Below are 23,767 nucleotides of genomic sequence, written 5' to 3' on the forward strand. Positions count from 1 at the left end.
GGCTCAGTCGCCGGCGCGGTCCGCCGTCAGATACGCGATCACCATGTCGCCCAGCATGTTCCGGTAGCGCTCCCGCTGAGCCGGGTCGACCAGGTCGCGGCCGAAGAGGGCGCCGAAGGTGTGCCGGTTGGCGACCCGGAAGAAGCAGAACGAGCTGATCATCGCGTGCAGGTCGACGGCGTCCACGTCGGCCGTGAACAGCCCCGACTCCTGGCCCGACTTCAGGATCCGGCGGATCACGTCCAGGGCCGGCGAGCCGATCCTGCCGAGCTCCTCGGAGGCGGCGATGTGCTCGGCCTCGTGGATGTTCTCGATGCTCACCAGGCGGATGAAGTCCGGGTGCGCCTCATGGTGGTCGAAGGTCAGCTCCGCCAGGCGCCGGATGGCGGCGACCGGGTCCAGATGCTCGACGTCGAGCCCCTGCTCGGCCTCGCGGATCACGCCGTACGCCCGCTCCAGGACGGCCGTGAAGAGCTGCTCCTTGCCGCCGAAGTAGTAGTAGATCATCCGCTTCGTGGTGCTGGTGAGGGCCGCGATGTCGTCGACGCGGGCCCCGGCGAAGCCGACCCGGGCGAACTCGCGCGTGGCCACGTCGAGGATCTCGGCCTTGGTGCGGGCGGCGTCACGGATGCGCCCGTTGGGTCGTGCCGGTTCTTCGACGCTGGTCATCGGGTTCCTTCGGGCGTAGGGCGGGGCTGTGGGGCCGCGTGCCGCAGATTCTAGAAGGCGGCTGCGCTCGTGCGGCGGGTGAGGGCTTCCCAAGCGCAGGTCCCCGGTGTTATGACTAACTCACTAGTTCGTACATTGTGAGCCGCTCAGGAGGTCCGCGTGGCCAAGGACTCGTATCTCGTCGGACTGATCGGCGCGGGCATCGGCCCCTCCCTCAGCCCGGCACTGCACGAGCGGGAGGCCGACCGTCAGGGCCTGCGTTATGTGTACCGGCTCATCGACATCGACACCCTCGGTGTCCCGCCGGAGGCGGTCGGCGACCTGGTCCGGTCCGCCCGCGACCTGGGCTACGACGGGCTCAACATCACCCACCCGTGCAAGCAGCTGGTCATCGAGCATCTCGACGCGCTGTCCGCGCAGGCCGAGGCGCTCGGCGCGGTCAACACCGTCATCTTCGAGGACGGCCGGGCCGTCGGCCACAACACCGACGTCACCGGCTTCGCCGCCTCCTTCGCCCGCGGCCTGCCCGACGTACCGCTGGAGCGGGTCGTCCAGCTCGGCGCGGGCGGCGCGGGCGCGGCCGTCGCGCATGCCACCCTCACCCTCGGCGCCGGGCGGGTCACCGTCGTCGACGCGCTGGCCGACCGGGCGGCGGACCTCGCCGCCGCCCTGAACCGCCACTTCGGCGCGGGCCGGGCCGCGCACGCCACCCCCGACCGGCTGCCGGACCTTCTCGCGGACGCCGACGGCATCGTCCACGCCACCCCCACCGGAATGGCCGCCCACCCAGGACTTCCTTTCCCGGCCCAGCTCCTCCACCCGAGGCTGTGGGTCGCGGAAGTGGTCTACCGCCCGCTGGAGACGGAACTGCTCCGCACGGCCCGGGCCATCGGCTGCGCCACCCTGGACGGCGGCGGCATGGCCGCCTTCCAGGCCGTGGACGCCTTCCGTCTCTTCACCGGCCGGGAACCCGACGCGGCGCGCATGCTCGCCGACATCGGGGAACTGGCGGGTGCCGTCAGCGCGCCGAAGTAGGAAGAGGTACCGCCCGTGCGTACGTCCATCGCCACCGTCTCCCTCAGCGGTTCGCTCACCGAGAAGCTCACCGCCGCCTCCCGGGCCGGCTTCGACGGGGTGGAGATCTTCGAGAACGACCTCCTCGCCAGCCCGCTCACCCCGGAGGAGGTCCGGGCGCGCTGCGCCGACCTCGGGCTGACCGTCGACCTCTACCAGCCGATGCGGGACATGGAGGCGGTACCGGCGGAGGTGTTCGCCGCGAACCTGCGCCGGGCCCGGCACAAGTTCGAGCTGATGGGCCGGCTCGGCGCGGACACGGTCCTCGTCTGCTCCAGCGTCCATCCGCTGGCCGTGGACGACGACGCGCTGGCCGCCGAGCAGCTGCGCGAACTGGCCGCGCTGGCCCAGGAGTCCGGCATCCGCGTCGCCTACGAGGCGCTCGCCTGGGGCCGCCACGTCAGCACGTACGACCACGCCTGGAACATCGTCGAGGCGGCGGACCACCCCGCGCTCGGCACCTGCCTGGACAGCTTCCACATCCTGTCCCGCGGCAGCGACCCCAAGGGCATCGAGGACATCCCCGGCGAGAAGATCTTCTTCCTCCAGCTGGCGGACGCCCCGCTGCTCGCCATGGACGTCCTGCAGTGGAGCCGCCACTACCGCTGCTTCCCGGGCCAGGGCGGCTTCGACGTCGCGGACCTGGTCCGCCGCGTCCTGCACACGGGGTACGCCGGGCCCCTGTCGCTGGAGGTCTTCAACGACGTCTACCGGCAGGCCGAGGCGGGCCCGACGGCGGTGGACGCGCACCGGTCGCTCCTGCTGTTGCAGGAGACGGTCGGCGTCACGACCCCGCCCGCACCCGTCGTGCCCACCGGTGTGGCCTTCGCCGAGCTGGTCACGCCGGACGCCGAACCGGTCGCCGCGCTGCTCGGGGCGCTCGGCTTCGCACGTACCGCACGGCACCGCAGCAAGCCGGTCGATCTGTGGCAGCAGGGCGAGGCGCGGCTGCTGGTCAACACGGGACCGGCCGGGCGCCGGGACGGTACCGGCCTCGCCGCGATCGGCCTGGAGTCACCGGACCCGGTGGGAGCGGCCCTGCGGGCGGAGGCACTCCTGGCACCGGTGCTGCCGCGCAGGCGGGCGGCGCAGGACGCTCCGCTGGACGCGGTGGCGGCGCCGGACGGCACGGAGCTGTTCTTCTGCGCGACGGACCGCCCCGAACTACCCAACTGGCGGGCGGACTTCGAGGAGGTGACGGACGCCAAGGACATGGGGGGCGTACGAGGCATCGACCACCTCGCTCTCGTCCAGCCCTGGCACCAGTTCGACGAGGCGGCGCTCTTCCACCGCAGTGTGCTCGGGCTGCACGCCCAGGAGAGCGTGGACGTCGCCGACCCGTACGGCCTCATGCGCAGCCGCGCGGTGACCAACGCCGACGGCAGCGTGCGGATCGCGCTGTCCGTGGGCGCGGCCCCGACCGACGACACCGTGCACGCCCAGCACATCGCGCTGGCGACGGACGACGTGGTGAGGGCGGTCCGCCGCTTCGGGGCGGCGGGCGGCCGGGTGCTGCCGATCCCGGCGAACTACTACGACGACCTGGCCGCCCGGTTCGAGTTCGCGGACGGCGAGTTGGAGACGTACCGAGAGCTCGGCATCCTCTACGACCGGGACGCGCACGGGGAGTTCAGGCACTGCTACACCCGCACGGTGGGACGCGTCTTCTTCGAACTCGTCCAGCGGGACGGCGGCTATCGCGGGTACGGCGCCCAGAACGCGCCGGTGCGCCTTGCCGCGCAGCACGCCGTCACTGGCGGCTGACCGTGCGGGTGATGCCGGTGATCACGGTGCTGGCGAGGATCCAGCCCGTGATCACCAGGGCGTAGGAGAGCGCCTGGTACCCGCCCTTGGGGGCGAAGGCGCCTTCCTGGCCGAAGCTGATCACCGGCAGCAGCAGGTCGAGCGTGAAGAACACCGGGTTGAAATCGGGGTGTTCGGACGACTTGAGCGGCGGCGGCTCGTGCAGGGCGTACACCATCGAGCCGACGGCGAGGAGCGAGAGCAGCCAGGCGAGCGCGCGCAGGGGGCGGAAGCCGTAGCCGACGGTGACGTCCTGGAGGTGGCCCCACAGGCGGCCGTACCAGGCGCGGGTGGTGCGCAGGCGGCGCTGCTTGGCGAGTTGGACGAGCCGGGCGGCGTGGTCGTCGCCGATGCGTTGGTACAACGCGGTCAACTGCTCATAGGCCTGCGGGACATAGCCGTCGACGTCCCGCCGCAACACCGGCAGCCAGCGCTCGGCGGGGACGTGGGGGGACAGCATGGTGTAGCTGAGGCCGTTGAGCCGCACGTCGCCGGCCAGGGTCTCCGGTGCCACACGCAGGAGGTCGGTCTGGGTCTGCCGAAAGTTCACCGAGCCGTTCAGGGGTTCGGCCTCGTTGAGCCACAACTCGCCGATCACCGCGCTGCTCGCCTGGAGCGCTGTGCGGCCGGGGTGCGACAACCGGGAGTGCGCGAGATCGAGTCGGCCGGTGACACGGGCGCCGCGCAGATCGACCCGGCCGAGGGCGGTGAGGCGCCTGGCGTGCACGTCGGACGCCACGGACAGGGTCTGGGCGTCGACGGCCGTGCCGCCGGGGTTCTCCAGCCGTGCGTCCAGGAGGTTGACCGACGCGTCGACGGAGGCGTCGTTGCACACCAAGCGGCCGTGGACCTGGATACCGGGGGCCACGAGGTCCTCGCCGACGGAGGAGTGGTTGAGGCGCAGGGCGGGTTCGTCCGAGTCGTCGGAGGCGCGGAACACGGCGCGGTCCATGAACAGGGCTCCGCCGATCTGGACCCCGCCGAGGGTGACGGGCCCCCGGAACCGGCAGTCCGTCAGCCTGAGCACGCCCTCCACCCGCATGGTCCCGCCCGCCAGGCCCGGCAGCACGGAGCCGCGGAGGTTGAGCTGCCGGAACTGGCTGCCGTAGAGCCGCGGTGCCTCGTCGAACTCGCAGTTGCTCAGCCGTACGACCCGCTCCACCGTCCCGTGCTGGACATCGAGCGCACCGGTGATCCTCGCGCCCGCCACCTTCAACGCGGCTATCTCTCCGTCCTGCACGGGCCCGTTCAGCATCAGCGCCCGCAACACCACGGCCCGCAAGGTCCGTTCGGCGCTGCCCTGGAAGTCCACGGCAGCGCCGGTCGGAAACGCCTCCCACACCCGCAGTTCGGCCGGAGTCAGATCATTGAGGTCCATCACGCGAGACTCTAATGCCACAACTCCGCATGACGCCGGTGCGTTCTCAGCTGCGGGTGTTCCACTCGGCGATCACCGGACGGTCGTGTTCCGTCGACAGCCGGCTCACCGTGCCGGTCGCCAGTTGGAAGAGGCGTCCGTCCGCCGGGTCCAGGCCCAGCCGGCGGGCCGTGAGGACCCGCAGGAAGTGGGCGTGTGCCACGAGGACCACGTCCCCCTGCGGGAGGGCCGTGTCCACGCGGGCCAGCACCCGGTCGGCGCGGGCGCCGACCTCGGCGGGCGACTCGCCCGGATGGCCCTCGGGGCCGGGCGGCACGCCGTCCGTCCACAGGTACCAGTCGGGACGGGTGCGGTGGATGTCGACGGTGGTGACACCCTCGTAGCCGCCGTAGTCCCATTCGTGCAGGTCGTCGTAGGGCAACGCCCCGGTGACACCAGCGAGTTCGGCGGTGCGTATCGCGCGGCCCAGCGGGCTGGTGAGCGCGAGCGAGAAGGTCCGTGAGGACAGGAGCGGAGCGAGCGCCTTGGCCTGCTCCTCACCGTGGGTGGTGAGGGGCAGGTCGGTCCAGCTGGTGTGCTGTCCCGACACGCTCCACTCCGTCTCCCCGTGGCGGACCAGCAGGAGATCCCCCACGGTGCGCCTACTTCGACTCGACCGCGTGGCCGCCGAACTGGTTGCGCAGCGCCGCGATCATCTTCATCTGGGGGGAGTCGTCCTGACGGGACGCGAACCGCGCGAACAGGGACGCGGTGATCGCGGGCAGCGGCACGGCGTTGTCGATGGCCGCCTCGACGGTCCAGCGGCCCTCGCCGGAGTCCTGTGCGTAACCGCGCAGCTTGTCCAGGTGCTCGTCGTCGTCCAGGGCGTTGACCGCGAGGTCGAGCAGCCAGGAACGGATGACCGTGCCCTCCTGCCAGGAGCGGAAGACCTCGCGCACGTCGGTGACGGAGTCGACCTTCTCCAGGAGCTCCCAGCCCTCGGCGTAGGCCTGCATCATCGCGTACTCGATGCCGTTGTGGACCATCTTCGCGAAGTGCCCGGCACCGACCTTGCCGGCGTGGACGAAGCCGAAGTCACCCTCGGGCTTGAGGGCGTCGAAGACCGGCTGCACCTTCGCCACGTGCTCGGCGTCGCCGCCGACCATGAGCGCGTAGCCGTTCTCCAGACCCCACACACCACCCGAGACGCCCGCGTCGACGAAGCCGATGCCCTTGGCCGCCAGCTCCTCGGCGTGCTTCTCGTCGTCGGTCCAGCGGGAGTTGCCGCCGTCCACGACCGTGTCGCCGGCGGAGAGCAGGTCACCCAGTTCGTCCACGACCGACTGGGTCGGGGCGCCGGCCGGGACCATCACCCAGACCACGCGCGGGCCTTCGAGCTTGGCGACCAGTTCGGCGAGGCTCGCCACGTCCGAGACCTCGGGGTTGCGGTCGTAGCCGATGACGGTGTGCCCTGCGCGGCGGATCCGCTCGCGCATGTTGCCACCCATCTTGCCGAGGCCGATGAGTCCGAGCTGCATTTCAGTGCACTTCCTTCAGTTCACGGTAGGCGGCCACCAGGGCGGCGGTCGAGGCATCGAGACCGGGGACGTCCGCGCCCTCGGTCAGCGCGGGTTCGACCCGCTTGGCGAGCACCTTGCCCAGTTCGACGCCCCACTGGTCGAAGGAGTCGATGTTCCAGACGGCGCCCTGCACGAACACCTTGTGCTCGTACAGCGCGATCAACTGGCCGAGCACGGACGGTGTCAGCTCACGGGCGAGGATCGTCGTCGTCGGGTGGTTGCCCTTGAACGTCTTGTGGACGACCAGCTCCTCGGGCACCCCCTCGCCCCGCACCTCGTCCGGCGTCTTGCCGAAGGCGAGGGCCTGCGTCTGGGCGAAGAAGTTGGCCATCAACAGGTCGTGCTGGGCCTTGAGTTCGTCGCTCAGCTCACCGACGGGACGCGCGAAGCCGATGAAGTCCGCCGGGATCACCTTGGTGCCCTGGTGGATCAACTGGTAGTAGGCGTGCTGCCCGTTGGTGCCGGGCGTGCCCCACACCACCGGCCCGGTCTGCCAGTCCACGGGCCGGCCGTCACGCTGGACCGACTTGCCGTTGGACTCCATGTCCAGCTGCTGCAAGTAGGCGGTGAACTTGGACAGGTAGTGGCTGTACGGCAGCACCGCGTGCGACTGGGCGCCGAGAAAGTTGCCGTACCAGATGCCCAACAGGCCGAGCAGTAGCGGGGCGTTGGCCTCGGCGGGGGCGGTGCGGAAGTGCTCGTCGACGATGCGGAAGCCGTCGAGCATCTCCCGGAAGCGGTCCGGGCCGATGGCGATCATCAGGGAGAGGCCGATCGCCGAGTCGAAGGAGTAGCGGCCGCCGACCCAGTCCCAGAATTCGAACATGTTGTCCGGGTCGATACCGAACTCGGTGACCTTACCGGCGTTGGTCGACAGCGCCACGAAGTGCTTGGCGACCGCCTTGTCGTCACCGCCGAGCCCTTGGAGCAGCCAGGACCGGGCCGAGGTCGCGTTGGTGATCGTCTCGATGGTGGTGAAGGTCTTGGACGCGACGATGAACAGCGTCTCCGCCGGGTCCAGGTCTCGGGTGGCTTCGTGCAGGTCGGCGCCGTCGACGTTCGACACGAACCGGAGCGTCAGGTCCCGTGCCGTGTACGGCCGCAGCGCCTCGTACGCCATCGCCGGACCGAGGTCGGAGCCGCCGATGCCGATGTTGACGACGTTCCGGATGCGCTTGCCGGTGTGGCCGGTCCACTCGCCCGAGCGGACCCGGTCGGCGAAGTCGCTCATCTTGTCGAGCACGGCGTGCACCTGCGGGACGACGTTCTCGCCGTCGACCTCGACCACCGCGTCCGGCGCCGCCCGCAGCGCGGTGTGCAGGACCGCCCGGCCCTCGGTGAGGTTGATCTTCTCGCCGCGGAACATGGCGTCCCGCAGGCCGAACACATCGGTGGCGGTGGCCAGTTCCTGGAGCAGGGCCAGCGTCTCGTCGGTGATCAGGTGCTTGGAGTAGTCGATGCGCAGATCACCCACGCGCACGACGTACCGCTCGGCGCGCCCGGGGTCGCCGGCGAACAACTCCCGCAGCCGCGCGAGCCCTTCGGCGCGGTGGTCCTCCAGAGCCGTCCACTCGGGGCGACGGGTCAACAGGGGTGAGTCAGACATGGGCGGGGGTCTCCTTGGCGCGGCCCTCGCCCCGCAGGGCGACGGCGTACATCTCGTCCGCGTCGAGGCGCCTGAGCTCCTCGGCGATGAGTTCGGAGGTGGTGCGGACCTTCAGCGCGAGGGTGCGCGGCGGCTGGCCCGGCAGGGACAGCGTGGCCAGCGGGCCCTCGGGGCGGTCGATGACGACCTCGCCGTCCGCGGTGCCCAGGCGCACGGCGGTGACGACAGGACCCGCGGTGACGATCCGGTCGATCTTCACCTTGAGCCGCGCCTCCAGCCAGCGCGCGAGCAGTTCGGCGGCCGGGTTGTCGGCCTCGGCCTCCACCGCCCCCGAGACGATCTTCGCGCGGGCCTGGTCCAGAGCCGCGGCCAGCATGGAGCGCCACGGGGTGAGCCGGGTCCAGGCGAGGTCGGTGTCGCCGGGCGCGTAGGAGCGGACCCGGGTCTCCAGGACGTCGAGGGGGTTCTCCACCGCGTACAGATCGGTGATCCGGCGCTGGGCCAGCGCGCCCAGCGGGTCCTTCGCCGGGTTCTGCGGCGCGTCCACCGGCCACCACACGACGACGGGCGCGTCCGGCAGCAGCAGCGGCAGGACGACCGAGTCGGCGTGGTCGGACACCTCGCCGTAGGTGCGCAGCACCACCGTCTCGCCGGTGCCGGCGTCGGCGCCCACCCGGACCTCGGCGTCCAGCCGGGACGCCTGGCGGTCGCGCGGGGTGCGGGCGTGCCGCTTGATGACGACCAGGGTGCGCGAGGGGTGCTCGTGCGAGGCCTCCTCGGCCGCCTTGATCGAGTCGTAGGCGTTCTCCTCGTCCGTGACGATCACCATCGTCAGGACCATGCCCACGGCCGGGGTGCCGATGGCGCGGCGCCCCTGTACCAGCGCCTTGTTGATCTTGCTTGCCGTGGTGTCGGTCAGGTCGATCTTCATGGCCTGCGCCAGCTCCGTCCGTCTCGTGCGAGCATCTCGTCGGCTTCCTTCGGTCCCCAGCTGCCGGACGCGTACTGCGCGGGCTTGCCGTGCCGTGCCCAGTACGCCTCGATCGGGTCGAGGATCTTCCAGGACTCTTCCACTTCCTGGTGGCGGGGGAACAGGTTGGCGTCGCCGAGGAGGACGTCCAGGATGAGCCGCTCGTACGCCTCGGGCGAGGACTCCGTGAACGACTCGCCGTAGGCGAAGTCCATCGACACGTCCCGGATCTCCATCGAGGTGCCCGGAACCTTGGAGCCGAACCGCACGGTCATGCCCTCGTCCGGCTGGACGCGGATGACGATGGCGTTCTGCCCGAGCTCCTCGGTGGCCGTGGAGTCGAAGGGGGAGTGCGGGGCGCGCTTGAAGACGACCGCGATCTCGGTGACCCGGCGGCCGAGCCGCTTGCCGGTGCGCAGATAGAAGGGGATGCCCGCCCAGCGGCGGTTGTCGATCTCCAGCTTGATGGCCGCGTAGGTGTCGGTCTTCGACTTGGGGTCGATGCCGTCCTCCTCCAGATAGCCGGCGACCTTGGCGCCGCCCTGCCATCCGGTCGCGTACTGCCCGCGCACGGTGTGCCGGCCGAGCTCCTTCGGCAGCCGCACCGACTTCAGCACCTTCAGCTTCTCGGTGAGCAGCGCGTCCGCGTCGAAGGCGATCGGCTCCTCCATGGCGGTGAGCGCCATGAGCTGGAGGAGGTGGTTCTGGATGACGTCACGGGCGGCACCGATGCCGTCGTAGTACCCGGCCCGACCGCCGATGCCGATGTCCTCGGCCATGGTGATCTGTACGTGGTCGACGTACGACCGGTTCCAGATCGGCTCGTACATCTGGTTGGCGAAGCGGAGCGCCAGGATGTTCTGGACGGTCTCCTTGCCGAGGTAGTGGTCGATGCGGAAGACCTGCTCCGGGTCGAACACGTCGTGCACGAGCGCGTTCAGCTCCCGCGCGCTGGCGAGATCGTGGCCGAACGGCTTCTCGATGACCGCCCGCCGCCAGGACCCCTCGGGAGCGTCCGCCAGCCCGTGCTTCTTGAGCTGCTGGACGACCTTGGGGAAGAACTTCGGCGGTACGGAGAGATAGAAGGCGTAGTTGCCGCTGGTGCCCCGAGAGGCATCCAACTCCTTTACGGCCTCGGCTAGTTGCTTGAACGCCTGGTCGTCGTCGAAGTCGCCCGGGATGAACCGCATGCCCTCGGCGAGCTGCTGCCAGACCTCCTCGCGGAACTCCGTCCGCGCGTGCTCGCGCACCGAGTCGTGCACGACCTGCGCGAAGTCCTGGTCCTCCCAGTCCCGCCGGGCGAACCCGACGAGCGAGAAGCCCGGCGGCAGCATGCCGCGGTTGGCCAGGTCGTACACGGCCGGCATCAGCTTCTTGCGGGACAGGTCACCGGTGACCCCGAAGATGACGAGCCCGGAGGGACCGGCGATGCGGGGGAGCCGTCGGTCGCGGGGGTCGCGCAGGGGGTTGTCCCAGTCGACCGCCTCGGTCGCGGTGGTGTCGGTCATTCCGCGTCCACCCCCTTGCTGTCCAGCGACTTCGTGACGGTGGCCAGCAGGTCGTTCCAGGCCACCTCGAACTTGGCGACGCCCTCGTCCTCCAGCTGCCGCACGACCTCGTCGTACGACACCCCGAGAGCCTCTACGGCGGCCAGATCGGCGCGCGCCTGGGCGTAACCGCCGGTGACGGTGTCGCCGGTGATCTCGCCGTGGTCGGCGGTGGCGTTCAGGGTCGCCTCCGGCATGGTGTTGACCGTGCCGGGCGCGACCAGCTCGTCCACGTACAGGGTGTCCTTGTACGCCGGGTCCTTCACGCCGGTCGAGGCCCACAGCGGACGCTGCCTGTTGGCGTGGGCGCCGGTGAGGGCGGTCCAGCGCTCGCCGCCGAAGACCTCCTCGTACGCCTCGTAGGCGAGCCGCGCGTTGGCGAGGGCGGCCTTGCCCTTGAGGGCGAGGGCCGCGTCCGAGCCGAGCACCGTCAGCCGCTTGTCGATCTCGGCGTCGACGCGGGAGACGAAGAAGGAGGCCACGGAGTGGATCGTGGAGAGGTCGATGCCCTTCGCGGCGGCCTTCTCCAGACCGGCGAGGTAGGCGTCCATGACCTCGCGGTATCGCTCCAGCGAGAAGATCAGCGTGACGTTGACGCTGATCCCGAGGCCGATGACCTCGGTGATCGCCGGGAGACCGGCCTTCGTCGCCGGGATCTTGATCATGACGTTGGGGCGGTCCACCAGCCAGGCCAGCTGCTTGGCCTCGGCGATGGTGGCGGCCGTCTCGTGGGCGAGGCGCGGGTCGACCTCGATGGAGACCCGGCCGTCCTGGCCGTCGGTCGCGTCGTACACGCCCCGGAGCACGTCGGCCGCGGCGCGCACGTCGGCGGTCGTCATCATCCGTACGGCCTCGTCGACCGTCACGCCGCGCACGGCGAGGTCGGTGAGCTGCTCCTCGTACCCCTCACCGGAGCCGATGGCGGCCTGGAAGATGGAGGGGTTGGTGGTGACGCCGACGACGTTCTTGTTCGCGACGAGTTCGGCGAGGTTCCCGGACTCGATCCGCTTGCGCGACAGGTCGTCCAGCCAGATGGAGACGCCCTCGTCGGACAGGCGCTTGAGTGCTCCCGCGGTCGCGGTTGCTTCGGTCACAGTGATCATCTTCTTTCTGGCGGTCGGATCAACCACGCGCGGCGGCGAGGGATTCCCTGGCTGCGGCGGCGACGTTCTCGGCGGTGAAGCCGTACTCGGCGAAAAGGGTCTGGGCATCGGCGGAGGCGCCGAAGTGTTCGAGAGAGACGATGCGTCCTGCGTCACCTGTGAACCGGTACCACGTCAGACCGATCCCGGCCTCGATTGCGACGCGGGCTCGCACGGACGGCGGAAGGACGCTGTCCCGGTACTCGCGCGACTGCTCCTCGAACCACTCCACGGACGGCATCGACACCACCCGGGTGCCGATCCCCTCGGCCTCCAGCCGCTCCCGCGCGGCCACGGCGAGCTGCACCTCGGAGCCGGTCGCGACGAGCACGACGTCCGGGGTGTCCTTCTCGGTGTCCTGAAGCACGTAACCGCCCTTCGCCGCGTCCGGGTTGGGGGCGTACGTCGGGACGCCCTGCCGGGTGAGGGCGAGGCCGTGCGGGGCGGGCTTGGTGCTGTGCCGCCTCAGGATCTCGGCCCAGGCGATCGCGGTCTCGTTGGCGTCGGCGGGCCGGACGACGTTCAGGCCCGGGATGGCGCGCAGCGACGCGAGGTGCTCGACCGGCTGGTGGGTGGGGCCGTCCTCGCCGAGCCCGATGGAGTCATGGGTCCAGACGTAGGTGACGGGCAGCTGCATGAGCGCGGCCATGCGGACGGCGTTGCGCATGTAGTCGGAGAACACCAGGAAGGTGCCGCCGTAGATGCGGGTGTTGCCGTGCAGGGCGATGCCGTTCATCTCGGCCGCCATCGAGAACTCACGGATGCCGAAGTGCACCGTACGGCCGTAAGGGTCCGCTTCGGGGAGCGGGTTGCCCTGCGGCAGGAAGGAGGAGGTCTTGTCGATGGTGGTGTTGTTCGAGCCGGCGAGGTCGGCGGAGCCGCCCCACAGCTCGGGCAGCACGGCACCCAGCGACTGGAGCACCTTGCCGGAGGCGGCGCGGGTGGCGACGGACTTGCCCTCCTCGAAGACGGGCAGCGCGTCCTCCCAGCCCTCGGGCAGCTGACCGGCGACCACCCGGTCGAACAGCGCGGCCCGCTCGGGCTGGTCCGCACGCCACTCGGCGATCCGCTTGTCCCAGGCGGCGTGCGCCTCGGCGCCACGGTCGAGGGCGCGGCGGCTGTGCGCGAGCACCTCGTCGGCGACCTCGAAGGTCTGCTCCGGGTCGAAGCCCAGCACCCGCTTGGTGGCCGCGATCTCGTCCGCGCCGAGCGCCGAGCCGTGCGAGGCCTCGGTGTTCCGGGCGTTGGGGGCGGGCCAGGCGATGATCGTGCGCATCGCGATGATCGAGGGCCGCTCGGTCTCGTCCCGCGCGGCCTTCAGCGCCGCGTACAGGGTCGGTACGTCGATGTCGCCGTCGCCGGTGGGCTCGACGCGCTGGGTGTGCCAGCCGTAGGCCTCGTAGCGCCTCAGGACGTCCTCGGAGAAGGCGGTGGCGGTGTCGCCCTCGATGGAGATGTGGTTGTCGTCGTAGAGGAAGACCAGGTTGCCGAGCTTCTGGTGCCCGGCGAGGGAGGAGGCCTCGGCGGAGACGCCCTCCTCCAGGTCACCGTCGGAGACGATGGCCCAGATGGTGTGGTCGAACGGGGACTCGCCCTGTGCGGCCTCCGGGTCGAACAGGCCGCGCTCGTAACGGGCGGCCATGGCCATTCCGACGGCGTTGGCGACGCCCTGTCCGAGCGGACCGGTGGTGGTCTCGACGCCCGCGGTGTGTCCGTACTCGGGGTGACCGGGCGTCTTGGACCCCTGGGTCCGGAACGCCTTCAGGTCATCGAGCTCCAGCTCGTACCCGGCGAGGAAGAGCTGCGTGTAGAGCGTCAGCGACGTGTGCCCCGGGGACAGGACGAACCGGTCCCGTCCGGTCCACTCGGGGTCCGCGGGGTCGTGCCGCATCAGCTTCTGAAAGATCGTGTACGCCGCCGGGGCGAGGCTCATGGCCGTCCCCGGGTGGCCGTTCCCGACCTTCTGCACGGCGTCGGCCGCCAGCAGACGGGCGGTGTCGACGGCACGCCGGTCGAGTTCGGTCCATGCGAAGCCGTCCGCGCCGCCCGGTGTCTGCGTGCTCATCTGTGACCAGTCCTCTTCAAGAGTTCATGGATTCGTGCATCGTTCCTGGTGAGACGCGTTCGACTCTAAAAGTCTGACTTTTACGAGGGAAGGTCGAGGTGTGTCAGCCTGTGGTGAAAGTGGGACACGGGACGGCTTGATCGGGCGGCGCGAGAAGGACATGGCGGACAGAACACCCCAAGGCGGGGACGGCGACGGAATCAGAACGTTCCCCTTTCCGGTCGAGCTGAGCGAGGGCGGCGTCGGCATGCAGGTCGGTCCGATGGGCCCGCACCGCACCTGGCACGCGGACGCCCCGCTGCACCGCGTCCACCGCATCGACTTCCATGTCGTGATGCTCTTCGACAAGGGCCCCGTCCGCCACATGATCGACTTCGCCGAGTACGAGGCGTACGCCGGCGACGTGCTGTGGATCCGCCCCGGCCAGGTCCACCGCTTCTCGAAGTTCAGCGGGTACCGCGGAACGGTCCTGACCATGCAACCGGGCTTTCTGCCCCGGGCGACGGTCGAGGCGACCGGCCTGTACCGCTACGACCTGCCGCCGCTCCTGCACCCCGACGCGGCGCAGTTGGCGGGCCTGGGGGCGTCCCTCGCGCATCTGCGCCGCGAGTACAAGGACACGGAGACCCTCCCGCTGAGCCTGCACACGGCCGTCCTGCGCCACTCCCTGACGGCGTTTCTCCTCCGTCTGGCCCATCTCGCCGCGAGTTCCGAGGAGGCGGCGCGGGGGCAGTCGGACACGACCTTCACCCTCTTCCGGGACGCCGTGGAGCGGGGCTTCGCCGCGAACCACAGCGTCAGCGCGTACGCCGACGCCCTCGGCTACTCCCGCCGGACGCTCGTCCGCGCGGTGCGCGCCGCGACGGGGGAGACACCGAAGGGGTTCATCGACAAGCGGGTGGTCCTGGAGGCGAAGCGCCTGTTGGCCCACACGGACCTGCCCATCGGGCGGGTGGGGGCGGCGGTGGGGTTCGCGGACGCGGCGAACTTCTCGAAGTTCTTCCAGCTCCACGCGGGACAGACGCCGGTGGCGTTCCGGGCGGAACTGCGCTGAGTCCGTGACGGCGTGCACGGGGTCGTGCGGTCGAGGGGGAAGCGGTCCTCTTCGGCGAGGGCGAGGTCACGGGCGGCACGGGGGCAGACGGCGCGCAGCCAGGTTCCGGGGTCGGGGGGCCGGACGGTGGCGCCGGGTCGGCGGACGGACCCGGGTACCGTCCTCGTTCCCCGCCGTCGGCCGCGCCCCGGCCCACGACCGCGAGGCGAGGGGCCCCGCTTCCGCGAGGCCCCTCACCAACAGGTCCGTCAGTGGCCGAAGTTGAACCAGTTCACGTTCACGAAGTCCGCCGGCTGGCCGCTCGTGAACGTCAGATACACGTCGTGCGTGCCCGTCACCGACGAGATGTTCGCCGGGACCGTCCGCCAGGACTGCCAGCCCCCGGTGTTGGCGAGGGCGAAGCTGCCGATGGGAGCGTTGGAGCGGCTGTCGAGGCGTACCTCCACCAGGCCGCTGACCCCGCTGCCCGCACCGCTCGCCACCCGGGCGACGAACTGGGTGGCCGCGGTGGAGCCGAAGTTGACGTTCTGGAAGAGCGCCCAGTCGCCGTTGGCCAGCGCGCCGATGTTCTGGCCGCCACCGGTGTCGGTGGTGGTCTCGGTGATCGTGCCCGACTGGCTGTTGTAGGACTCGGCCTGGATGGCGCTGTAGGCGTCCCGGCTGCCCGAGGGCGGCGGCGTGGTACCGCTCCCACTGGCCGACAGCACCTGGACGTAGTCCACGGTCATCGGCACACCGGACTGAGTGCCGCTGTCCAGGCCGCCGCCGAACGCGTCCGGGAAGGCGCCGCCCATCGCCACGTTCAGGATGACGAAGAAGCCGTGGTTGGTGGCGTTGGCCCAGGTCGTCGCGTCCACCTGGCTCGCGTTGACCGAGTGGAACTGGGTGCCGTCGACCAGGAACCGGATCGTCTCGGGGCTCACCGAGCGGTCCCATTCCATGGTGTAGGTGTGGAAGGCCGACTGGCACGTCGAGCCAGGACAGGCGACGTTGTTGCCGATGCCCGTCGTCTCGTTGCACGGGCCACCCGGGTTGGTGCCGCAGTGCACGGTGGCCCACACGCGGTTCATGCCCTGGACGTTCTCCATGATGTCCAGCTCGCCGACGCTGGGCCAGTTCTGGTAATTGCCGCGGTAGGGCGCGCCCAGCATCCAGAAGGCGGGCCAGTAGCCCTCGGCCGCCGTGCCGGTGACGTTCGGCATCTGGATGCGCGCCTCGACCCGCAGCTTTCCGCCGGACGGGGGCTGGAAGTCGGTGCGGTTGGTCTCGATGCGGCCCGACGTCCACTTGCCTGCCGAGTCGCGGATCGGGGTGATGCGCAGATTGCCGTTGCCGTCGAGCGCGACGTTGCTGGTGCTCGACGTCATCGTCTCGACCTCGCCCGTGCCCCAGTTGGCCGGTCCGCCGGGATAGGAAGTGCCGGTCGCGTACTGCCAGTTGGAGGTGTTGACGCCGGTTCCGGCGGAGCCGTTGAAGTCGTCGAGGAACACCTGCGTCCAGCCTGAGGGGGGCGTGGGCGCGGAGGCGTTCGCGGGGAGGGTCGCGGCCGAGGCCACGGCCGCCGCCAGGCCGAGGGTGGCGAGGACGGCGACGAGGGCCCGTCGCCGTCTGGGTATGCCGGAGGATTCGCTCATGGGGGTGCCTCTCGGGTACGGAGATGGGTGCGCGGGTACCTTTTGAGAACCTTTGAGAGCGCTCTCAAAGTGGGCCCAATGTGCTCTCCGGCAGAGAGGCCGTCAAGACTTAAAGCAAGGAAAGTCCTTTCGTTCCAGGCAAGTTCAGGTCATGAAGGGCGCATACGCCCTAAAGCGCGCTGCCCTTAAGCGCGCTCCCCGCCTTCCAGTCCGACCACGACAGGTTCCACCCGTTGAGCCCGTTCGCCGGATCGACCGTCTTCTCACCGGAGTTCCTGACGATGACGACATCGCCGAGCATCGAGCTGTCGTAGAACCTGTAGCCCGGCACCGAGCTGTCGTTCGCGCCCTTGGCGTCGTGCAGACCGACACAGCCGTGGCTGGTGTTCTGGCTGCCGAACACCGAGGTGGACGCCCAGTAGTTGCCATGGATGAAGGTGCCGGAGGTGGTCAGGCGCTGGGCGTGCGGGACGTCGGAGATGTCGTACTCGTCGCCGAGCCCGACGGTCGAGGACTCCATCCGGGTCTCCTTGAACCGCTCGCTGATCACCATGATCCCGGACCAGGTGGTGTGGTCGGCGTCGCCGCCGGAGACGGGATAGGTGGCGTACGTCGCCCCGCCCCGCTTGACCACCATCTCCTTGGCCGACAGGTCGACGGTGCTGATCTGCTCGCGGCCGATGTGGAAGGTGACGTCCTTGGACTGGACGCCGTAGACCCCGTCCGTGCCCTCGACGTCCTTCAGGCGCAGACCGAGGGTGATGGTGGTGCCCGCCGCCCAGTACGTCTCGGGCCGGAAGTCGAGGCGGGTGTCGCTGAACCAGTGGCCGACCACCTCGACGGCCGGTTCGGCGGTCACCGTGATGGCCTTCTCGACGGCGGCCCGATCGGAGACGGCGTGCGTGAAGTTGATCGAGACCGGCATGCCGACGCCGGACGTCGAACCGGCCTCGGGGGTGAAGTAGCCGACGAAGGTCTCGCCCGGCGACCTGGTGGTGAAGGTCGCGGTCTCGGCGTCGGCTCCCTCGGCCTGGGCGGTCACCGTGTACTTCGTCCCCGAATACGGGTTCTCCGTCGACGTCCAGGTGGTCCTCGCGTCGTCGAAGGTGCCGTCGAGCGTCGAGCCGTCGTTCCCGCCGACCTCGACGGACGCGAGGGTGCCGTCGGTCACGGTGACCTCGACGGGGCTGGTGAACGCGGCCTTCCTGGTGCCGTCGGCCGGGCTGACCGTGACGACCGGCTTCTTCGCCGTGGCGGACTTCACCGAAGCCGTCGCCTTGGCTTCCTCCGTGGCGTCGGCCGACCCGCTGCACCCGGTGAGCACCGCGGCGGGGACGACACCGAGCACGGTGAGCACTCCGCGCCGCGACCACCCCTGCGACGGCTGGTCGGAACGGTTCGATATGTGCGAGACGCCCACGGCAGGCCTTCCTGAGATATCCGCCTTTGCGTGGGCATCCTGCGTCGCGCAGATGTGGCGATCCTTTGAATCTCCGTGCCGCTTGCTGAGATTCCGGTGAGGACCCGCCCGGGGCGGACCGCTACCAGAAGTCCAGGAACTCGAACACGGCGTCCATCACCCGGTTCCTGCGCCGATGGGCCTTGCTGCAGAACTTCCGCCGACGCCACCGTCCGCGCGGCTGCTCGACCGGCACACCGCACCATTCGCACGGCCGCGTGGGCCGTTCCCCCGTGTCCCCACCCATGAAAAGACCATAGCCGCCCCACAGGAAACGGGACCCGGCCGGAAAGCCGGGCCCCGCTTGCCGCCGTCAGACGTTCGTCGGCACCCGCGGCGCGGCCGGCGCCTCCTCGCTCAGCCCGAACCGGTCGTGCACCCGGCGCAGCGGCCTCGGCGCCCACCAGGCGCGCCGCCCGAGCAGCGCCATCGTCGCCGGGACGAGCAGCATACGGACGACGGTGGCGTCGATCAGCACCGCGAGGGTGAGCCCGAGCCCGATCTGGAGGATGGGGGAGAAGCCGCCCGTCATGAAGGCGCCGAACACGACCGCGAGGAGCAGCGCGGCGCAGGTCACCACCCGTCCCGAGCGGCGCAGACCCGTCACGACGGCCTCCTGGTCGTCCTCGCCGGCCCGCCGCGCCTCCCGCATCCGGGCCAGGATGAACAGCTCGTAGTCCATCGCGAGACCGAAGGCGATGGCGATGATCAGCGGCGGTGCCGTCAGGCTCAGCGACCCGAGGCCCTCGGCGCCCAGGAGTCCGGCCAGGTGACCGTCCTGGAACACCCACACCACCGCGCCGAGCGCGGCACCGAGGCTGAGCAGGGTCGTCGCGATGGTGCGCAGCGGGATCAGGACCGAGCCGGTGAAGGCGAAGAGCAGGACGAAGATGCCGGCCAGCACGGTCAGCGCGGACCAGGGCGCCCGGTCGGCGAGCATGGCCCGGAAGTCGACGAGCCGGGCGGCGGGTCCCGTGACCTCGACCGGCGCTGTTCCGCGCAGGTCACGGACCCGCTCCACCAGGCCGGTGGCCGCGTCCCCGTCCACACCGCCGGAGGGCGGCAGCTCCGCGACCGTGGTGCCGTTCGGCAGCTCCCGGGACTCGGCGCGCGGTGACAGGGCGCGGATCCGGTCGGCGGTCGCGGCGTCGGTGCCGGGCTTGAGGACGACGGTGACCGTGGCCACACCGGTGCCCGGCGGGAAGTGGGCGCCGACGGTGTCGTACAGCAGCCGCGCCTCGGTGCTCGACGGCAGCTGCTGGGCGTCGCCGAGGTTGATCCGCATGCCGGTGACGGGCAGGGCGAGGACCAGCAGGGCCGGGACGATCACGGCCGGCACGGCGATGCGGTTGCGTGCGGAGAAGCGGGCCAGGCGGGCGAAAACCCGCCCTCCCTCGCTCTCCGGCCGGTCCTTCGCCGGTGGGATCTTCCCGCCGAAGCGGGTGAGCAGCGCGGGTAGGAGCGTGACCGCCGCGAGCATGTCGACGACGACCACGGCGGCCACGGCCAGGCCCATGCTGCGCAGGAAGACGCTCGGGAAGACCAGCAGCCCGGTCAGACTGACCGCCACCGTGAGCCCGGAGAACAGCACGGTCCGTCCGGCGGCGGCGACCGTACGGTGCACGGCCTCCACCACGTCCTCGGTCCTGCGGCGTTCCTCACGGAAGCGGACCAGCATCAACAGGGCGTAGTCCACGGCCAGTCCGAGCCCCAGCATCGTGGTCACCTGGATCGCGTACACGGAGATGTCGGTGACCGAGCTGAACAGGAACAGCGCCAGGAACGCGCCCGCGATGCCGCTCACCGCGATGACGAGGGGCAGCGCGGCCGAGCGCAGCCCGCCGAAGACGACGAGGAGCAGGGCGAGGACGACGGGCAGGGAGATCAACTCCGCGTTGCGCACGTCCTCCTGGGCCTTCTCGCCGATCTGGAGCCCCAGCAACGGACCGCCGCTGACATGGACTTCGGGTGCGTCGATCTCCTTGATCCGGTCGGCCGCGTCGTTCACGGCCCGTTCCTCGGCGTCGTCGCCGAGACCGCCCTTCAGGGCCACGGGGATGAGGAGCGCCCGCCCGTCCTCGGCGGCCAGACCGGGGGTCGTGTACGGGTCCGGTACGGCGGCCACGCCGGCGACCCCGCGTACGTCGGCGACCGCCCGCTCGACCTGGGCCCGCAGCGCGGGGTCGGTGACGGCGGTGCCCTCGACGACGGCGGTGATCGAGTCGCCGGACGGGTCGACCCGGTCGAGATACTCCGCGGCCGCCTCCGACTCGGTGCCCGGCACCTCGGGCACGTTGTCCGACAGGCGTCCGAAGACGCCCGTACCGAGCCCGAAGCCGAGCAGCAGGAAGAGCACCCACAGGGCGATGACGGTGAGCGGACGGCGTGTGGCCGTCCGGGCGAGTGTGGAGAGCACGGTCCCTCCCGGCGAGGCGTCGGTTGACATGCCCTCAGGCTCGCGGGGAAGGGGGCGGTACCGGATCGCCGGAGCGAGCGGTTTCCGGGGCTCCGTCGTACGGGGGAGAGGGGGCGGCGACTCACTCGCGCGGGGGAGGCGACTGCCTGACCGTACGCGGCGAACCGCTCGCGATCACGGTCCGTCGTCCTCGCCGGACGACCCCGGCACCACCAGACCTGTCTCATAGGCGCAGATCACCGCCTGCACCCGGTCCCGCAGTCCCAACTTGCCCAGCACATTGCTGACATGGGTCTTCACGGTGTGCTCGCTCACGAACAGCGTCGTGGCGATCTCCGCGTTGGACAGCCCCCGCGCCAGCATCCGCAGCGTCTCCACCTCGCGGGCCGTCAGGACACCCAGGCGGTCCGGGGTGACCTCCGCCGTGGCCTCCTCCCGGCGGCGGCGCACGATGTCCGCGACCAGCCGACGGGTCACGGCGGGCGCGAGCAGCGAGTCCCCGGCGGCGACGACCCGCACGGCGTGCACCAGGTCGTCCCGGCGCACGTCCTTGAGCAGGAAGCCGCTGGCGCCCGCGTACAGGGCCTCGTAGACGTACTCGTCCAGGTCGAACGTGGTGAGCATGACGACCTTGCACGCGGACTGTCCGCACACCCGGCGGGCCGCCTCCAGGCCGTCCATCACCGGCATACGGATGTCGAGGAGCAGCACGTCCGGTGCGTGCCGGCGCACCGCGGCGACCGCCTCCGCGCCGTCCCCGGCCTCGGCGACGACCTCGATGTCCGTCTGCGCCTCCAGGATCATGCTGAAGCCGCTGCGCACGAGTTCCTGGTCGTCGGCGACGACCACCCGGATGCTCACCCCGGCCCCGCCCGCCGTCCGCCGACCGGAAGCCGTACGACGACCTGGAAGCCGCCGTCCGGACCGCGCCCGGCCCGCGCGTCACCACCGCAGGCCACGGCCCGCTCCCGGATGCCGATCAGGCCGTGTCCGCCGCCCGGCGTCATGGGCCCGCACCCGTTGTCGGTCACCGTCAGCGTCAACGCCTCCTCCGTCCACCCGAGTTCGACGGTCGCGGAGGAAGCGTACGCGTGCTTGACCGTGTTGGTGAGCGCCTCCTGCGTCACCCGGTAGGCCGCGACGTCGGTGTCCGGCGGGAGGGGGAGAGGTTCGCCCGTGGTGCTCAACTCCACTCGCAGGCCCGTGGATGCACCGACCTGGCGGACCAGGCCGGGCAGGGCCCTGATGCCGGGCTGCGGTGAAGTCCCGTTGCGTTGCTCCTCCTTGAGGACGCCGAGGATGCGCCGCAGCTGCGCCATGGCGTCCCGTCCCGCTCCCGCGATCGCGTCGAACGCGGCCTCCGCGCGCGCCGGATCACTGCGTACGACGACCGGTCCGGCCTCGGCCTGCACCACCATCAGACTCACCGCGTGGGCCAGGATGTCGTGCATGTCCCGGGCGATGCGGGCGCGCTCCTGGGCCGTCGCCCGTGCCGTGTCAGCGGCCCGCTCCCGCTCCAACCGCCGTGCCCGGTCCTCCAGTTCGGCGGTGTAGGCGCGCTGGACGCGGGCGAGCACCCCGAACGCGTAGGCGCAGGCCACGCTCATCAGCTGGAAGGCGTACTCGAAGGGCTCCGGGCTCTCCTTGTGCAGCATGACGAGCGAGACACCGATCGCCCAGCCGACCAGCATGAAGCGCCGCTGCCACGGCAGGCCCCGGGCGGCCATGGTGTAGAGGACCACGAACCCGCCGTACATCAGGTCCGGCGGCGGCGCGTGGTACAGCGCCTGGGCGGGCGTGGCCGCCGACACCGCGCACGCCATCGCGAACGGCGCGCGATGCCGCCACACCAGCGGGACCGCGGTCGCCGCGCCGAGCAGCCAGCCCTGCCAGGTCAGCCGGTCGTCCCCCTCGTCGGGGAAGATCCACTGGAGCGAGGCGGCGAACAGCACGAGCGCGGCGAGCGCGGTGTCGACGACGTACGGATTCGCCGTACGCACCCGCGCGACCAGCGGCGCGAACCAGGACTGAGCGGACATCGACGGCTCCTCGGGGCAGGGGCCGTCCCAGTATCGCGAGGGGCTCGGGTGCGGTGCCTCGCCGGTGAGAGGGATATCCCGGCGCCAGGTGTATTGACCCGCGGGGTTGTTCACGCGTGGGGTCCAGTGGCCGGGGGCGTCACTTCTCCGGGCGCCACCCCAGCGCCCGCGATATCCCGCGCGCCGCGACCCGTACCGCCGGGATCAACACCGGCACCTGTGCGTCGACCTGAGGCACCACGATCGACACCGCGGCCAGCACCGCCCCGCCCCGGCCGCGTACGGGGGCCGCCACCGAGATGGCGTCGTCGGTGACCTGACGGTCGCTCACCGCGACCCCCGTGCGCCGCGTCTCGGCCAGGATCCGGCGCAGGCGGGCCGGTTCCGTGATCGTGTACGGGGTGAAGTCGGCGAGGGGGCCCGCGCAGTAGCGCTCCTGGGCGTCCGGGGTGTCGTGGGCCAGCAGCGCCAGCCCGACGCCGGTGGCGTGCAGCGGCCAGCGGGCGCCGATCCTGATGTGCACGCCGACCGACGAACGCCCCGACAGCCACTCGATGTACACGACGTCGGTGCCGTCCCGTACCGCCAACTGCACGTTCTCGTGCGTCGCTTCGTACAGGTCCTCCAGGTACGGCAGCGCGATCTGCCGCAGGGCGAGACCGCGCGGGGCGAGGGCCGCGACCTCCCACAGCCGCAGCCCCACGTGATAGACACCGGAGTCGTCCCGCTCCAGGGCGCCCCACTCGGTGAGCGCGCCCACCAGCCGGTGCGCGGTGGTCAGGCTCAGCCCCGCCCGTCGGCTGATGTCCGTCAGGCTCAGCGCCGGATGCCCGTGGTCGAACGCGCCGAGCACGGACAGCAGCCGGTCGGGCGCGGTGGCGGCGCCGCGTGAACGAGTTCTCGGCCGGCCGGTCATGGCTGGTCGGCGATCCTCAGCAGCAGGGCGTGCAGCGCGTCGCGCTCCCCGGCGCCGAGTGGCTCCAGCAGGTCGTTGGTCACCCGTCGCCCCGCCTCGTCGGTGTCGCGGAGGAAGGCGAGGCCCTTCTCGGTCAGGAGGACGATCTTGCCGCGCCGGTCGTCGGGGGAGGGGCGGCGCTCGGTGAGGCCGAGCTTCTCCAGGTCGTCGACCAGGCCGACGATCGCGCTCGGGTCGTAGCCGAGCCGGGTGCTCAGCTCCCGCTGGAGGGCGCCCCCGGAGCCGGCGAGATAGCGCAGCACCGCGTAGTGGCGCAGCCGCAGCCCGGACTCCTGGAGGAAGGTGTTGAAGAGCTGACCGGAGCGCAGCCCCAGGCGGTAGAGCAGGTAGCCGGTGTCCGCGTGCAGCCCGCGCATCCACGGCTCGTCCGCGTCGA

Annotated in this window: 20 protein-coding genes; 3 read left to right on the plus strand and 17 right to left on the minus strand. The window is 70.9% G+C overall.

Annotated elements, in window-relative coordinates; translation table 11 throughout:
- Positions 1-3: 3 nt before the first annotated feature.
- Positions 4-669, minus strand: a complete 666-nt coding sequence (locus ACIHIX_RS37560) for a TetR/AcrR family transcriptional regulator (RefSeq protein WP_399964358.1) — start codon at positions 667-669, stop codon at positions 4-6.
- Between the two features lie 159 nt (positions 670-828).
- Here ACIHIX_RS37560 and ACIHIX_RS37565 point away from each other — a divergent pair, with 159 nt between their 5' ends.
- Entirely contained in the window at positions 829-1,704 is an 876-nt protein-coding gene (locus tag ACIHIX_RS37565) for a shikimate dehydrogenase (RefSeq protein ID WP_399964359.1), read from the plus strand.
- A gap of 15 nt (positions 1,705-1,719) precedes the next feature.
- Positions 1,720-3,507 carry a bifunctional sugar phosphate isomerase/epimerase/4-hydroxyphenylpyruvate dioxygenase family protein gene (locus ACIHIX_RS37570; RefSeq protein ID WP_399964361.1) on the plus strand — a complete coding sequence of 596 codons (1,788 nt, stop codon included), beginning with the start codon at positions 1,720-1,722 and terminating at the stop codon, positions 3,505-3,507.
- Here the strand turns inward: ACIHIX_RS37570 and ACIHIX_RS37575 are convergent.
- The 8 genes from ACIHIX_RS37575 to tkt are packed head-to-tail and all read right to left on the minus strand — an operon-like array spanning position 3,494 to position 13,813.
- Positions 3,494-4,924, minus strand: coding sequence for a membrane-associated oxidoreductase (locus ACIHIX_RS37575; protein ID WP_399964363.1), 1,431 nt, complete (start codon positions 4,922-4,924; stop codon positions 3,494-3,496). The genes ACIHIX_RS37570 and ACIHIX_RS37575 overlap by 14 nt on opposite strands.
- Positions 4,925-4,970: 46 nt before the next feature.
- A complete protein-coding gene (locus ACIHIX_RS37580) occupies positions 4,971-5,558 on the minus strand; it encodes a histidine phosphatase family protein (RefSeq protein WP_399964365.1) in 588 nt (195 codons plus the stop codon).
- Positions 5,559-5,565: 7 nt separating this feature from the next.
- Positions 5,566-6,441, minus strand: a complete 876-nt coding sequence (gene gnd / locus ACIHIX_RS37585; RefSeq protein WP_399964367.1) for a phosphogluconate dehydrogenase (NAD(+)-dependent, decarboxylating) — start codon at positions 6,439-6,441, stop codon at positions 5,566-5,568.
- 1 nt (position 6,442) lies between these two features.
- Positions 6,443-8,089 carry a glucose-6-phosphate isomerase gene (pgi, locus tag ACIHIX_RS37590; RefSeq protein WP_399964369.1) on the minus strand — a complete coding sequence of 549 codons (1,647 nt, stop codon included), beginning with the start codon at positions 8,087-8,089 and terminating at the stop codon, positions 6,443-6,445.
- Positions 8,082-9,020 (minus strand): glucose-6-phosphate dehydrogenase assembly protein OpcA, encoded by a 939-nt coding sequence (opcA, locus tag ACIHIX_RS37595; protein ID WP_329332622.1) that lies wholly within the window; start codon positions 9,018-9,020, stop codon positions 8,082-8,084. The genes pgi and opcA overlap by 8 nt, the downstream gene beginning before the upstream one ends.
- The gene (zwf, locus tag ACIHIX_RS37600; protein WP_399964371.1) at positions 9,017-10,567 is read right to left on the minus strand and encodes a glucose-6-phosphate dehydrogenase; all 1,551 of its coding nucleotides are present in this window, start codon (positions 10,565-10,567) and stop codon (positions 9,017-9,019) included. Before zwf ends, opcA begins: the two co-directional genes overlap by 4 nt.
- A complete protein-coding gene (gene tal, locus ACIHIX_RS37605) occupies positions 10,564-11,709 on the minus strand; it encodes a transaldolase (RefSeq protein ID WP_399964373.1) in 1,146 nt (381 codons plus the stop codon). Before tal ends, zwf begins: the two co-directional genes overlap by 4 nt.
- Before the next feature lie 19 nt (positions 11,710-11,728).
- A complete protein-coding gene (gene tkt / locus ACIHIX_RS37610; RefSeq protein WP_399964375.1) occupies positions 11,729-13,813 on the minus strand; it encodes a transketolase in 2,085 nt (694 codons plus the stop codon).
- Positions 13,814-13,973: 160 nt separating this feature from the next.
- Between tkt and ACIHIX_RS37615 the strand changes: the two genes are divergently transcribed.
- A complete protein-coding gene (locus ACIHIX_RS37615; protein ID WP_399964377.1) occupies positions 13,974-14,867 on the plus strand; it encodes a helix-turn-helix domain-containing protein in 894 nt (297 codons plus the stop codon).
- 248 nt (positions 14,868-15,115) lie between these two features.
- Here ACIHIX_RS37615 and ACIHIX_RS37620 read toward each other — a convergent pair whose 3' ends face one another.
- The 8 genes from ACIHIX_RS37620 to ACIHIX_RS37655 all read right to left on the minus strand — a co-directional run bounded on the left by ACIHIX_RS37620 (position 15,116) and on the right by ACIHIX_RS37655 (position 23,747).
- Entirely contained in the window at positions 15,116-16,501 is a 1,386-nt protein-coding gene (locus ACIHIX_RS37620) for a glycoside hydrolase family 16 protein (protein WP_399964379.1), read from the minus strand.
- A 169-nt stretch (positions 16,502-16,670) separates the two neighbouring features.
- Entirely contained in the window at positions 16,671-17,921 is a 1,251-nt protein-coding gene (locus tag ACIHIX_RS37625; RefSeq protein ID WP_399964381.1) for an Ig-like domain-containing protein, read from the minus strand.
- 121 nt (positions 17,922-18,042) lie between these two features.
- Positions 18,043-18,207, minus strand: a complete 165-nt coding sequence (locus ACIHIX_RS37630) for a hypothetical protein (RefSeq protein ID WP_399964383.1) — start codon at positions 18,205-18,207, stop codon at positions 18,043-18,045.
- 66 nt (positions 18,208-18,273) lie between these two features.
- Positions 18,274-20,376 (minus strand): MMPL family transporter, encoded by a 2,103-nt coding sequence (locus ACIHIX_RS37635; RefSeq protein WP_399964384.1) that lies wholly within the window; start codon positions 20,374-20,376, stop codon positions 18,274-18,276.
- 174 nt (positions 20,377-20,550) lie between these two features.
- Positions 20,551-21,237 carry a response regulator gene (locus ACIHIX_RS37640; protein ID WP_399964386.1) on the minus strand — a complete coding sequence of 229 codons (687 nt, stop codon included), beginning with the start codon at positions 21,235-21,237 and terminating at the stop codon, positions 20,551-20,553.
- Positions 21,234-22,415, minus strand: a complete 1,182-nt coding sequence (locus tag ACIHIX_RS37645) for a sensor histidine kinase (protein WP_399964388.1) — start codon at positions 22,413-22,415, stop codon at positions 21,234-21,236. Before ACIHIX_RS37645 ends, ACIHIX_RS37640 begins: the two co-directional genes overlap by 4 nt.
- Before the next feature lie 139 nt (positions 22,416-22,554).
- The gene (locus ACIHIX_RS37650) at positions 22,555-23,331 is read right to left on the minus strand and encodes an IclR family transcriptional regulator (RefSeq protein WP_399964390.1); all 777 of its coding nucleotides are present in this window, start codon (positions 23,329-23,331) and stop codon (positions 22,555-22,557) included.
- Positions 23,328-23,747, minus strand: a complete 420-nt coding sequence (locus ACIHIX_RS37655; protein ID WP_399964392.1) for a MarR family winged helix-turn-helix transcriptional regulator — start codon at positions 23,745-23,747, stop codon at positions 23,328-23,330. The genes ACIHIX_RS37650 and ACIHIX_RS37655 overlap by 4 nt, the downstream gene beginning before the upstream one ends.
- Between the last annotated feature and the right edge of the window lie 20 nt (positions 23,748-23,767).

The organism is Streptomyces sp. NPDC051913, from assembly GCF_044593635.1.
Lineage (GTDB): Bacteria > Actinomycetota > Actinomycetes > Streptomycetales > Streptomycetaceae > Streptomyces.

Excerpts from the sequence above, each read along its gene's own strand:
- ACIHIX_RS37560 (WP_399964358.1), bottom strand. The coding sequence starts at position 669 with ATGACCAGCGTCGAAGAACCGGCACGACCCAACGGGCGCATCCGTGAC.
- ACIHIX_RS37575 (WP_399964363.1), bottom strand. The coding sequence starts at position 4,924 with ATGGACCTCAATGATCTGACTCCGGCCGAACTGCGGGTGTGGGAGGCG.
- gnd (WP_399964367.1), bottom strand. The coding sequence starts at position 6,441 with ATGCAGCTCGGACTCATCGGCCTCGGCAAGATGGGTGGCAACATGCGC.
- pgi (WP_399964369.1), bottom strand. The coding sequence starts at position 8,089 with ATGTCTGACTCACCCCTGTTGACCCGTCGCCCCGAGTGGACGGCTCTG.
- opcA (WP_329332622.1), bottom strand. The coding sequence starts at position 9,020 with ATGAAGATCGACCTGACCGACACCACGGCAAGCAAGATCAACAAGGCG.
- zwf (WP_399964371.1), bottom strand. The coding sequence starts at position 10,567 with ATGACCGACACCACCGCGACCGAGGCGGTCGACTGGGACAACCCCCTG.
- tal (WP_399964373.1), bottom strand. The coding sequence starts at position 11,709 with ATGATCACTGTGACCGAAGCAACCGCGACCGCGGGAGCACTCAAGCGC.
- tkt (WP_399964375.1), bottom strand. The coding sequence starts at position 13,813 with ATGAGCACGCAGACACCGGGCGGCGCGGACGGCTTCGCATGGACCGAA.
- ACIHIX_RS37615 (WP_399964377.1), top strand. The coding sequence starts at position 13,974 with ATGGCGGACAGAACACCCCAAGGCGGGGACGGCGACGGAATCAGAACG.
- ACIHIX_RS37620 (WP_399964379.1), bottom strand. The coding sequence starts at position 16,501 with ATGAGCGAATCCTCCGGCATACCCAGACGGCGACGGGCCCTCGTCGCC.
- ACIHIX_RS37630 (WP_399964383.1), bottom strand. The coding sequence starts at position 18,207 with ATGGGTGGGGACACGGGGGAACGGCCCACGCGGCCGTGCGAATGGTGC.
- ACIHIX_RS37645 (WP_399964388.1), bottom strand. The coding sequence starts at position 22,415 with ATGTCCGCTCAGTCCTGGTTCGCGCCGCTGGTCGCGCGGGTGCGTACG.
- ACIHIX_RS37650 (WP_399964390.1), bottom strand. The coding sequence starts at position 23,331 with ATGACCGGCCGGCCGAGAACTCGTTCACGCGGCGCCGCCACCGCGCCC.
- ACIHIX_RS37655 (WP_399964392.1), bottom strand. The coding sequence starts at position 23,747 with ATGCGCGGGCTGCACGCGGACACCGGCTACCTGCTCTACCGCCTGGGG.